Here is an 11,990-nt window from a genome sequence, read left to right as displayed (position 1 = left end):
GAAGTTTACCTCAGACGCTGGGTGATTCAGTGGGCGGATCGAAGCAGAATCGCAGGTTGGCGGTTTTTTACTCAAATCTGCGGTCTTTTCATCATCAAGGCCTGAAAACCTGCATTAAATCAGGGGTGGCAGCGGATATTTATCCGCTGCTGTGGTAGTTTTGCGCCGTCTTGCGCCCCTGTTGTGGCGCATTGCTGCAGTACGCGCTCGGCGTGTCGAACCAAACGCTGATTTGCGTATCTACATACCCAATTGGCGCGGCCCTCCAATCTCGTCGGGGCTGGCCCGATAACGTCGTCGTTCGCTGCATAACCATCGAATTTGATAGGGAAGGAACACCACCATGGCATTGACCAAAGACCAACTGATTGCCGACATCGCCGAATCGATCGCAGCGCCTAAAGCCACCGCCAAGAACGCTCTGGAGCAACTGGGCCAGATCGTTGCCGACCAACTGGAAAACGGCGCTGAAATCACCCTGCCAGGCATCGGCAAGCTGAAAGTCTCCGAGCGTCCTGCCCGTACCGGCCGCAACCCTTCGACTGGCGCTGCCATCGAAATCGCTGCCAAGAAAGTCGTCAAGTTCGTACCGGCCAAAGTGCTGACCGACGCCATCAACAAGTAATTGTCGATGCAGTGACCTGACCGCGCCCGGGTTACCCGAGCGCGGTTTTTTCATGCCTGTGAAATGGGCTTGGCGCGCCATGCCTGGCGCGCAGCATCGTCATGGAAGCTCCAGGCGAGCATGCGGCTCTGTTTCTGTCCTTGGCCCATTTCGACAACGCGCACAGCCGCGGCCCCCGCCTTTTTCAAGGCTGCCTCCAGTGCCGGCAGGTTACTGGCCTTCGACACCAGGCTGGTGAACCACAGTGTCTGGCTGGCGTATTGCGCGCTCTCGTTGATCAGTTGGGTGACGAAGCGGATTTCACCGCCTTCGCACCACAGTTCGTTGTTCTGGCCACCGAAGTTCAACACGGGCAGCTTGCGCTTGGGGTCCTGTTTGCCCAGGTTCTTCCATTTGCGCTGGCTGCCACGGGTGGCTTCTTCGCGTGAGGCATGGAAGGGCGGGTTGCACAGGGTCAGGTCGAAGCGCTCGTCGTCCTTGAGCAGGCCGCTGAGGATATGCGCAGGGTTGCTCTGCTGGCGCAGGTTGATGACCTTGTCCAAGCCATTGGCCTGAATGATCGCCTTGGCCGACGCCAATGCTACCGGATCGATGTCCGAGCCCAGAAAGCGCCAGCGGTAATCGCTATGGCCCAGCAGCGGGTAGATGCAGTTGGCACCCACGCCGATGTCGAGCACGCGCACCTGAGCGCCTTTGAGGAGCTGGCCTGCGTTATCGGCAGCCAACAGGTCGGCGGCCACATGAAGGTAGTCGGCGCGACCTGGAATCGGCGGGCACAGGTAGTTGGCGGGGATGTCCCAATGCTGGATCCCGTACTGGGCCTTGAGCAGGGCACGGTTGAACACTCGCACCGCTTCGGGGTTGGCGAAATCGATGCTGGGTTTGCCATGGGGGTTGGTGAGGGTGAAGCGCGCCAGATCAGGGTGTGCCTTGATCAGGCTGGGAAAATCGTAGCGCCCTTGATGGCGGTTACGCGGGTGCAGGGTGGGTTTGCTCTGGGTCATGCTCGGGTCCGGTGTTGCAGGTGCTGGCCCCCAGACCGTTGGACGGCCCGGTCGCGGCCGGCCCGGTTGCCCCGGGGCTGGCCGCGAACGAGGGCTGAGCCCTCGTCAGTCAGCACTGCACGGTCAGGTTACAGCGCTGCAATCCGCGCATGCTGCTCGGTGAAGTTCGCCAACGCCTGCTCGGACTCGGCCAGCTTGGCGCGCTCCTTCTCGATGACGGCAGGCGGTGCCTTGTCGACGAACGCGGCGTTGGACAGCTTGCCGCCCACGCGCGCCACTTCGCCTTGCAGGCGCTGGATTTCCTTGTTCAGGCGAGCCAGTTCGGCATTTTTGTCGATCAGCCCGGCCATCGGTACCAGCACCTGAAGGTCACCCACCAGCGCCGTGGCGGACAATGGCGCCTCGTCGTTGTCGCCCAGCACGGTGAACGATTCGACCTTGGCCAATTTCTTGAGCAAGGCTTCGTTTTCCTGCAGGCGGCGCTGGTCGTCGGCGCTGGCGTTCTTCAGGAACAGCGGCAGGGGTTTGCCAGGGCCGATGTTCATTTCAGCGCGAATGTTGCGCAAGCCGACCATCAGCTCCTTGAGCCACTCGATGTCGCCTTCGGCGGCCACGTCGATGCGGGCGTCATTGGCCTGAGGCCAGGGCTGCAGCATGATGGTCTTGCCTTCGACGCCGGCCAACGGTGCAATGCGCTGCCAGATTTCCTCGGTGATGAACGGCATAAACGGGTGGGCCAGGCGCAGTGCCACCTCCAGCACGCGAACCAGGGTGCGGCGCGTGCCACGGGCGCGTTCCACAGGGGCCTGCTCATCCCACAACACTGGCTTGGAAAGCTCAAGGTACCAGTCGCAGTACTGGTTCCAGATGAATTCGTACAGCGCCTGGCTGGCCAGGTCGAAGCGGAACTGTTCGAGCTGACGGGTCACTTCAGCTTCGGTGCGCTGCAGCTGCGAGATGATCCAGCGGTCGGCCAGCGACAGCTCGTAGGCCTCGCCGTTCTGCCCACAGTCCTCACCCTTGTCCAGCACGTAGCGGGCGGCGTTCCAGATCTTGTTGCAGAAGTTGCGATAGCCTTCGACGCGGCCCATGTCGAACTTGATGTCGCGACCGGTCGAGGCCAAGGAGCAGAACGTGAAACGCAGGGCGTCGGTACCGTAGCTGGCGATACCCTCGGGGAACTCGGCCTTGGTCTGCTTGGCGATCTTCTCGGCCAGCTTGGGCTGCATCATGCCGCTGGTGCGTTTCTCCAGCAAGGCATCGAGGGTGATGCCGTCGACGATGTCCAGTGGGTCCAGCACGTTGCCCTTGGACTTGGACATCTTCTGGCCCTGGCCGTCACGCACCAGGCCGTGCACGTACACGGTCTTGAACGGAACCTGGGGCGTGCCGTCCTCGTTCTTGATCAGGTGCATGGTCAACATGATCATGCGCGCAACCCAGAAGAAGATGATGTCGAAGCCGGTGACCAGCACATCGGTGGAGTGGAATTTCTTGAGGAACTCCGTTTGCTCCGGCCAGCCCAGGGTTGAGAAGGTCCACAGGCCCGAGCTGAACCAGGTGTCGAGCACGTCGTCATCCTGGCGCAGGTTCACGTCCGCGCCGAGGCCGTGCTTGCTGCGCACTTCCTCCTCGTTGCGCCCGACATAGACCCGGCCCGCCTCGTCGTACCAGGCCGGGATGCGATGGCCCCACCACAGCTGCCGGCTGATGCACCAATCCTGAATGTCGCGCATCCAGGAGAAGTACATGTTCTCGTACTGCTTGGGCACGAACTGGATACGGCCATCCTCGACCGCAGCGATGGCAGGCTCGGCCAGCGGCTTGGTGGAAACGTACCACTGGTCGGTCAGCCACGGTTCGATGATGGTGCCCGAGCGGTCGCCCTTGGGCACTTTCAAGGCATGGTCGTCGATGCCGACCAGCAGGCCCTGAGCCTCCAGGTCGGCAACGATCTGCTTACGTGCAACGAAGCGATCGAGGCCGGCGTACTGGGACGGCAGGGCGGTGTCTACCTGGTCATTGAGCGAACCATCGAGGTTGAATGCCTGGGCTGCTGGCAGCACCACGGCATTCTTGTCGAAAATGTTCAGCAGCGGCAGGTTATGACGCTTGCCGACTTCATAGTCGTTGAAGTCGTGGGCCGGGGTGATCTTGACGCAACCGGTGCCGAACTCAGGGTCGCAGTAGTCATCGGCAACGATAGGGATGCGACGGCCAACCAGCGGCAACTCGACGAACTTGCCGATCAGGGCCTGGTAGCGTTCGTCGGTGGGGTTGACCGCGACGGCAGCGTCACCCAGCAGGGTTTCCGGACGCGTGGTGGCGACCACGAGGTAATCCAGCCCCTCGGCGGTGGTGGCACCGTCGGCCAGCGGGTAGCGCAGGTTCCACAGGTGACCTTTCTCGTCGTGGCTCTCGACTTCCAGATCGGAAATGGCGGTGTGCAGCTTGGTATCCCAGTTGACCAGGCGCTTGCCCCGGTAGATCAGGCCGTCTTCATGCAGGCGCACGAACGCTTCCTTGACCGCTTCGGACAGGCCATCGTCCATGGTGAAGCGCTCGCGGCTCCAGTCCACGGAGGAGCCGAGCCGACGAATCTGCCGGCTGATGTTGCCGCCCGACTGGTCTTTCCACTCCCAGATTTTTTCCAGGAACTGTTCGCGGCCCAGGTCATGACGGTTCAGGCCCTTGGCTTCAAGCTGGCGCTCGACCAGCATCTGCGTGGCGATGCCCGCGTGGTCGGTACCAGGCTGCCAGAGGGTGTCGCGACCCTGCATGCGGCGGAAGCGGATCAGGGCATCCATGATCGCGTTGTTGAAACCATGGCCCATGTGCAGGCTGCCGGTCACGTTCGGCGGCGGAATCATGATGGTGTAGGACTCGCCTGCACCTTGTGGAGCGAAATAGTTTTCGGCTTCCCAGGTGTTGTACCAGGAAGTTTCGATGGCGTGCGGCTGGTAGGTCTTATCCATGCGCGGCGGGACCCTGTGCATTTATTCGGGAAAGCCGGGAAGTATAACCAAGCCGGAGGGCGCAGGCGACAAGCGGCTGCTGGGCGGGTTTGCCCGGTGCGGGGAAAGACAGCCGCGTGACGGCAAGCGTCCTGCGCCGCAGCAGAACGTTACAGCTTCGCCAGTAGGAGCAGTAGCTTGCAGGCGGGTGAAGAGCAGGTGCCCGGCAGCCCCTTCACTCCGAACGCTTGATCAACCGCTCGATGCGCGCATCGAGGCGACGCTTGATCTCGTTTTCGATGTGCGGGGTAAAGTCGTTGATCACATCCTGCATGATCATCTGCGCTGCAGCGCGCAGTTCGCTTTCAAGGTGCAGCAGGGTGTCCTGGCGACGTGCCTGCGGGTCGTCCTGGGCGGTGTCGCTGGCAGCCGGATCGGCAGCGGCGTCAACGCGTGCAGGCACCTGCTCCACCGTGTCGGTGAGCAAAGGCGGTTGCAGGTCGGCATCGCCAAGCAATTGGCGAATCGACTCAAGATCGTCGAGCAGGTGGGTAGAGCCGGGCAGGGGAGCGTGCTTGTCCATCGTCATCAAAATCGCTGTAAGCGGTGGTCTTGCAGAGCATAGCCTTGTTCACGGTAGAAACGGAATCGCTCACGCGCCGATTGGCGGATCGCTGCCTCTTCAACCACGATCTCGGCAACCCGCTCGAACTGGCTGACAAAGCCGGGAACATCGGCGCCCAGGTTGATCAACAAGTCCTGGTGCCCCTGGGCGTGATCACCGACGCCAAGCGCCACGCTCGCATCGGCGTGATCTTCTGCCAGGTCATGGGGCACGAAGGCTTCGCCCCTGAATGCCCATAAACGCGTGTCCAAAGCGGCACGCTGATCCTCATCCTGGCAGTGCAGGTAGACGCGATGGCCGAGCCGCCAGGCTTTGTCGCACAGCTTGCAGGCGAAATCCAGGCGCGCCTCCAGCGAATCGGTAGGCAGTATGTAGAAGTCGACTTTGCTCATGTGGGTTCCGTCAGCCGGCAATGCCCGAGGCACTGCCGGCGGTTGCGGTCAGGCGCCAGCGCGGTCCAGCAGGTACTGGGTCAGCAAGGGCACCGGGCGACCGGAGGCACCCTTGTCCTTGCCGCCGCTGATCCAGGCGGTACCCGCGATATCCAGGTGCGCCCAGTCATAGGCCTTGGCGAATCGCGACAGGAAGCAACCGGCGGTGATGGTGCCGGCTTTCGGGCCGCCGATGTTGCCCATGTCGGCGAACGGGCTGTCCAGTTGTTCCTGGTATTCGTCGAACAGCGGCAATTGCCAGGCGCGGTCATCGGCACGCTTGCCCGCCTCGAGCAGTTGGCTGACCAGCGCGTCGTTGTTGCCCATCAGACCGCTGGTGTGGCTGCCTAGGGCGACGATGCAGGCGCCGGTAAGCGTGGCGATATCGATCACCGCCTGGGGTTTGAAGCGCTCGGCGTAGGTGAGGGTATCGCACAGTACCAGGCGACCTTCGGCGTCGGTGTTGAGAATCTCAACGGTCTGGCCGCTCATGGTGGTCACGATGTCACCGGGGCGAGTGGCGCCGCCGCTGGGCATGTTCTCGGCACAGGCGAGCAAGCACACCAGATTGATGGGCAGCTGCAGTTCCAGCACCGCACGCAGGGTGCCGAACACGCTGGCTGCGCCGCACATGTCGTATTTCATCTCGTCCATGCCGGCACCGGGCTTTAGGCTGATGCCGCCAGTGTCGAAGGTGATGCCCTTGCCCACCAGCACGAAAGGCTTGTCGCCTTTCTTGGCGCCTTGGTAGTTGAGCACGATCAGGCGCGGAGGTTGATCGCTGCCCTGGCCGACGGCGTAGAACGCGCCCATGCCCAGGTCCTTGATCTTCTTCTCATCCAGCACGTCGACTTTCAGGCCTTTGTGCGCCTTGCCCAGCTCCTTGGCCTGCTCGGCCAGGTAGCTTGGATGGCACAGGTTGGGCGGCAGGTTGCCCAGGTCACGGGTATAGGCCATGCCAGTGGCGATGGCATTGGCGTGGCGCACGGCGCGCTCCACGTCGGCCTGGCCGAGCTTGTTGGTGAGCAGGGTGACTTTTTTCAGCGCACGAGGCTCGGCTTTCTGGCTTTTGAAACGATCGAACACGTACTCGCCGTCGAGCAGGGTTTCGGCCAGCAGGCGATATTTGCCATAGCCTGCATCGCGGTTGCTCAGCGCAATGTCATCGAGTGCCAGAACGGCGTCGGCACCGTTGAGGCCCTTGAGCACGCCGGCAACGCTGGCCACCAGCTTGCGCCAGGTGCGATCACCCAGTGCCTCGTCCTTGCCGCTACCCACCAGCAGCACACGCTCGGCCTTCAGGCCTGCAACGGCGTGCAGCAGCAGCGTCTGGCCAGGCTTGCCCACCAGGTCGCCACGCTTGAGCGCCGCACTGATGGCGCCCTCGCTTGCCAGGTCCACGGCCTGGGCCGCGGTGCCCAAGGCACGTTTTTCACCGACTGGGATGACCAGCGTTGCGGTCTTGAGCGATGCAGCGGCTACGCTTTTTACAACCAGTTCCATCTCAGGGTCCCCGAATGATCGATACGTGTGGCGCCGTGCTGGCCGGCGCTTGGAACGCGACTGGCTGCGCAGTGGCAGGCCAGTGGAAAAGCTGCCAGTTTGAGCCTGCGGCCGGCGTGCTGACAACCCCGGCGTGCTGTGCGATGCGCGGCCAAGTGACAGGCGCGGTCAATCACAGGATAATGCGCGCACTTTATATGGAGGTTCGCCTTGGGCGAACCAGCATTGGCCTTGGATGTACTAAGTCATCGTCTGGTGCCATCGATTGGCAGTCCGTGCTGACAACCCAGGAGTGTCTGGTTTGATCGTCTTTCGTTATCTTTCCCGCGAGGTCCTGGTGACCTTGAGCGCCGTCAGCGCCGTGCTGCTGGTGATCATCATGAGCGGGCGCTTCATCAAATACCTGGCCCAGGCTGCACAGGGGGTGCTCGACCCTGGCGTACTGTTCCTGATCATGGGGTTCCGCCTGCCGGGCTTCCTGCAACTGATCCTGCCGCTGGGGTTGTTCCTGGGTATTCTGCTGGCCTATGGCCGGCTGTACCTGGAAAGCGAAATGACCGTGCTGTCGGCCACCGGCATGAGCCAGCAGCGCTTGCTGGCCATGACCATGGCGCCTGCAGCGCTGGTGGCCCTGCTGGTGGCCTGGCTGAGCCTGAGCCTTGCACCCCTGGGCGTGGCCCAGGTGCAGAAGATCATCAGCCAGCAGGATGCCCTGACCGAATTCGACACCCTGGTGCCGGGCCGCTTCCAGACCCTGCGCGATGGTTCGCGGGTGACCTACACCGAGCAGCTTTCAGATGACCGGGTAAACCTGGGCGGCGTGTTCATCTCCGAAAAACGCTTCAACCAGGACAAGACCAAGGACCGCGCCCCGTCGGTGCTGGTGGCCGAGCGCGGGCACCAGGAAATCCAGGCCGATGGCAACCGTTATCTGGTGCTCGAAAACGGCTACCGCTACGACGGCAACCCAGGCCAGGCCGACTACCGCGCCATCAAGTACGACACCTATGGCGTGTTGTTGCCCAAGCCTGAAGTCAGCGAGGAGGTCACCGAGCGGGAGGCCATTCCCACTACCCAACTATTCGGCGCTACGGACCTGCGTGAACGCGCCGAGTTGCAATGGCGTCTGTCACTGCCGATCCTGGTGTTCATCGTGACCCTGCTCGCCGTGCCGCTGTCACGGGCCAATCCTCGGCAGGGGCGTTTCCTCAAGCTGCTGCCAGCCATCCTCCTGTACATGGCGTACCTGACAATGCTGATTTCCGTGCGCGGTGCACTCGAGAAGGGCAAGCTGCCCATCGCCCTTGGCATGTGGTGGGTGCATGGGCTGTTCCTGCTCATCGGCCTGGGCCTGATGTACTGGGAACCTCTTCGCCTCAAGCGCGCAGCCCGTCGTGCGGAGGTGGCCCGTGGCTAAGCTCGATCGTTATATCGGCCAAAGCGTGCTGGTGGCTATTCTGGCTGTCCTGGGCATCATCCTGGGGCTGGCCTCGCTGTTCGCCTTCATCGACGAAATGGGCGACCTGAGCGATACCTACACGGTGCTCGAAGCAGGCAAGTACGTGCTGCTCACCGCACCGCGGCGCCTGTACGACATGCTGCCGATGGCCGCGCTCATCGGCTGCCTGATCGGCCTGGGTACGCTGGCCAGCAGCAGCGAGCTGACCATCATGCGCGCTGCTGGGGTGTCGATCGGTCGCATCGTCTGGGCGGTGATGAAACCAATGCTGGTGCTGATGCTGGTTGGCCTGCTGATCGGCGAGTACGTGGCACCGGTTACCGAAAACAAAGCCCAGGCCGATCGCTCCCTCGCCCAGGGTGGCGGTGAAGCGCAAAGCTCCAAGCGCGGCATGTGGCACCGGCAGGGCGAGGAGTTCGTGCACATCAACTCCGTGCAGCCCAACGGCCTTCTGCTGGGTGTGACCCGCTACCGGTTCGACGACCAGCGCAAGATCATCAGCTCCAGCTTCGCGCGCCGGGCGCGTTACGAAAACGATCACTGGCTGCTGACCGATGTGCGCACCACGCTGTTCCATGGTGACCGTACCGAAGTCGTGCAAAACCCTGAAGAACAGTGGGATGTGTCGGTCACGCCGCAGTTGCTCAACACGGTGGTGCTGGCGCCTGAATCGCTGTCGATCACCGGCCTGTGGGACTACATCCACTACCTGTCCGACCAAGGGTTGAACAATGCCCGCTACTGGCTGGCGTTCTGGACCAAGGTCCTGCAACCGGCCATCACGGCAGCCCTGGTACTCATGGCCATTTCGTTCATCTTCGGCCCGCTGCGCTCGGTGACGCTTGGTCAGCGTGTCTTCACCGGCGTGCTGGTGGGCTTCGTGTTCCGTATCGCTCAGGACCTGCTGGGCCCATCCAGCCAGGTGTTCGGCTTCCCGCCGTTGCTTGCGGTGGTGCTGCCAGCCGGCATCTGTGCCGTGGCAGGCTTGTGGTTGTTGCGCCGCGCTGGATAAGCCTGCTGCGCAGCCCCATGGCTGCGTGCTTGACCCTGGGGGCCGCTATTGCGGCCCCTTGTGTTTCATGGCCGCTGCCGCTTGAGTAGAGCGCTCATTTCTTCGGCTTGGGGACTCGAACCAGTTGGCTCTCGGAGTAGATGTCATGCCAGCTGCGTTTGCGCTTGTCGATCAGGGCCCAGAAAAAACCCAGTCCCAGGCACAGCCACGAGGCAATGGAAACGATAAACCGCAACAGCGCCTGCCAGAGCGTGATGGGCGAGCCATCGGCGTTCTGCACACGCACGCCCCAGACCTGCATGCCCAGCGTCTGCCCGCCATGGGTCCAGAACTTGGCGAAGAAACCGAACAGCACGAACAGCAGCACCGTGGACAGCAAAGGGTCGCCGTCGAGCGCGCCTGCTTCGGTAAGTTCGCGCATACGCTGTTGGCCGATGATCGCCATCTGGACCATCTTGTAGAGGCCCGCAGTGACGATCAGCAGGGCCGTACACAGTAAAAAGTCATAGAACACCGCGGCCAGGCGCCTGCCCAGGCCGACCGGAGGGAAATCACCTTGGGGAAGCAGCACAGGCTTGGACATGCAGAACAGCTCCATCATGCAAAGGCGCCATTCTACGGGCAAAAAAAAGCCCCTGCACTGAGCAGGGGCTTTTTGGAAGGTGACAAGGCTTATTCAGCAACCTGTACCTTGTCAGCTTGCATACCTTTTTGGCCTTGAACGGCTTCGAAAGTGACCTTCTGGCCTTCTTTCAGGCTTTTGAAGCCGTTGCCTTCGATGGCGCGGAAGTGCACGAACAGATCAGCACCGCTTTCTGGGGTGATGAAGCCGTAGCCTTTTTCGTCATTGAACCACTTGACGATACCGTTCTGACGGGTAGACATAATCTTATTTCCTATGAAACTTAGGTTTGGATGACAGTTTTCTTTCGCTTTCAAACAAGCAAAAGAGTACTGGGCTGGGTTGCAGGAAAGTAAGAGACGTCGAACGGGTTGTAGCAGATTGCGGCTACTGGCCCAGGTCACGAACTGTTGCGACCCATGCAAACACAGTGCGTTGACTCTACGCCAACTGCCGAGCGAAAAACAAGCCTTCCAGCGGGTGGAAAGTGACTGTTTTACAACCAGCGGCCAAACCGCCGAACAGTGCATGGTGCCTGGCCTGGCGCCATGTTCGCAGTGGCGCGGGCAACGTTCGCAAACGAAGATGCCGAACGTTGCCACGCCGCTGATGAGTCTGCCTCAACCGCGATAGTAACGGGGCGCAACGAATGGGGTTTTACTGACTTTCAAGGCCACCTTCTTTCCACGCACGAGTGCATATAGAAGCGTGTCCAGTGCGGACTGTTCGGTGTCCACATAACCCATCGCCACAGGGGCACTGAGTGTGGGTCCAAAGCCGCCACTGCAGATGGTGCCAACCGAGGTGCCTTCTGCATCGACAATCTCGGCGCCTTCGCGTACAGGCGTGCGTTCCTGGGGCAGCAAACCGACCCGCTTGCGTTTCACACCCTCACGTTGCTGATCGAAGATGGCCTGTGCGCCCGGAAAGCCCCCAGCACGCGCACCATCGGCCCGGCGCGACTTGGACATTGCCCACAACAAGTTCGCCTGCACGGGTGAAGTGTCGGCGTTCATGTCATGGCCATACAGGCACAGGCCGGCTTCCAGACGCAACGAGTCACGGGCCCCCAGCCCGATCGGCTGGACCTCTGGCTGCTTGAGCAGCGCTCTGGCGAGCGTCTCGGCACCTGCCACCGGCACGGAGATTTCATAACCATCCTCCCCGGTGTAGCCCGACCGACTGACCCAGCACAGGTGGCCCAGCAACGTGACAGGTCGCACCTGCATGAACGTCATGTCCGCCACTTCATGCGCCAGACGCTGCAGGACCTTGGCCGCTGCCGGCCCTTGCAAGGCGAGCAGAGCACGTTGATCGAACAGTGGCTGGACCTCGCAACGTTGGCTGATATGCCGCTGCAAGTGCGCCAGGTCCTGATCCTTGCAGGCGGCGTTCACCACCAGCAGCAGCGTGTCGTCACCCAGGTTGGCGACCATCAGGTCGTCGAGGATGCCGCCGTGTTCGTTGGTGAACATGGCGTAGCGCTGCATGCCAACGGGCAGGTCGATGATATCGACCGGCACCAGCGTTTCCAGCGCCCTGGCAGCGTCGCTACCCTTGAGCAGTATCTGCCCCATGTGCGAGACGTCGAACAACCCGGCCTGTTCACGGGTGTGCAGGTGCTCTTTAAGCACACCCAGAGGGTACTGCACCGGCATGTCGTAGCCCGCGAAGGGCACCATGCGCGCGCCCAGTTCCAGGTGCAGGGCATGCAGTGGGGTTTTGAGCAGTGTTTCGGACATCGATGACTCCTTG

At 61.9% G+C, this 11,990-nt stretch carries 11 protein-coding genes; 3 read left to right on the top strand and 8 right to left on the bottom strand.

What is annotated here, in order from left to right; all coding sequences use genetic code 11:
* Positions 1-343 precede the first annotated feature (343 nt).
* Positions 344-625, top strand: a complete 282-nt coding sequence (locus CRP40_RS16315; RefSeq protein WP_003255106.1) for an HU family DNA-binding protein — start codon at positions 344-346, stop codon at positions 623-625.
* Positions 626-675: 50 nt separating this feature from the next.
* Here the strand turns inward: CRP40_RS16315 and rlmF are convergent, their stop codons facing one another.
* From rlmF to CRP40_RS16290, 5 genes are all read right to left on the bottom strand, one after another.
* On the bottom strand, positions 676-1,629 hold the full coding sequence (gene rlmF, locus CRP40_RS16310; protein ID WP_027913759.1) for a 23S rRNA (adenine(1618)-N(6))-methyltransferase RlmF: 954 nt from the start codon (positions 1,627-1,629) through the stop codon (positions 676-678).
* Between the two features lie 128 nt (positions 1,630-1,757).
* A complete protein-coding gene (locus CRP40_RS16305; protein WP_023533311.1) occupies positions 1,758-4,604 on the bottom strand; it encodes a valine--tRNA ligase in 2,847 nt (948 codons plus the stop codon).
* Between the two features lie 214 nt (positions 4,605-4,818).
* A complete protein-coding gene (locus CRP40_RS16300) occupies positions 4,819-5,166 on the bottom strand; it encodes a hypothetical protein (RefSeq protein ID WP_027913760.1) in 348 nt (115 codons plus the stop codon).
* Between the two features lie 5 nt (positions 5,167-5,171).
* On the bottom strand, positions 5,172-5,600 hold the full coding sequence (locus tag CRP40_RS16295) for a DNA polymerase III subunit chi (RefSeq protein ID WP_027913761.1): 429 nt from the start codon (positions 5,598-5,600) through the stop codon (positions 5,172-5,174).
* A 48-nt stretch (positions 5,601-5,648) separates the two neighbouring features.
* Positions 5,649-7,142, bottom strand: a complete 1,494-nt coding sequence (locus tag CRP40_RS16290) for a leucyl aminopeptidase (protein ID WP_027913762.1) — start codon at positions 7,140-7,142, stop codon at positions 5,649-5,651.
* Positions 7,143-7,443: 301 nt separating this feature from the next.
* On the opposite strand from CRP40_RS16290, the gene lptF reads away from it, so the two are divergent.
* Together lptF and lptG are read left to right on the top strand one after the other, a co-directional pair.
* Positions 7,444-8,559, top strand: coding sequence for an LPS export ABC transporter permease LptF (gene lptF / locus CRP40_RS16280; RefSeq protein ID WP_023533424.1), 1,116 nt, complete (start codon positions 7,444-7,446; stop codon positions 8,557-8,559).
* Positions 8,552-9,613, top strand: coding sequence for an LPS export ABC transporter permease LptG (gene lptG / locus CRP40_RS16275; RefSeq protein ID WP_023533306.1), 1,062 nt, complete (start codon positions 8,552-8,554; stop codon positions 9,611-9,613). Before lptF ends, lptG begins: the two co-directional genes overlap by 8 nt.
* Before the next feature lie 94 nt (positions 9,614-9,707).
* On the opposite strand, the gene CRP40_RS16270 is transcribed toward lptG, so the two are convergent.
* The 3 genes from CRP40_RS16270 to gcvT form a co-directional block, all read right to left on the bottom strand.
* Positions 9,708-10,196, bottom strand: coding sequence for an RDD family protein (locus CRP40_RS16270; protein ID WP_027913763.1), 489 nt, complete (start codon positions 10,194-10,196; stop codon positions 9,708-9,710).
* Between the two features lie 89 nt (positions 10,197-10,285).
* Positions 10,286-10,498, bottom strand: a complete 213-nt coding sequence (locus CRP40_RS16265; RefSeq protein ID WP_027913764.1) for a cold-shock protein — start codon at positions 10,496-10,498, stop codon at positions 10,286-10,288.
* A 357-nt stretch (positions 10,499-10,855) separates the two neighbouring features.
* On the bottom strand, positions 10,856-11,977 hold the full coding sequence (gene gcvT / locus CRP40_RS16260; RefSeq protein ID WP_027913765.1) for a glycine cleavage system aminomethyltransferase GcvT: 1,122 nt from the start codon (positions 11,975-11,977) through the stop codon (positions 10,856-10,858).
* Between the last annotated feature and the right edge of the window lie 13 nt (positions 11,978-11,990).

Origin of the sequence: Pseudomonas sp. URMO17WK12:I9 (assembly GCF_900230165.1) — a bacterium.
Taxonomy (GTDB): domain Bacteria; phylum Pseudomonadota; class Gammaproteobacteria; order Pseudomonadales; family Pseudomonadaceae; genus Aquipseudomonas; species Aquipseudomonas fulva.
This window is presented reverse-complemented; position numbering and strand designations above follow the sequence as displayed.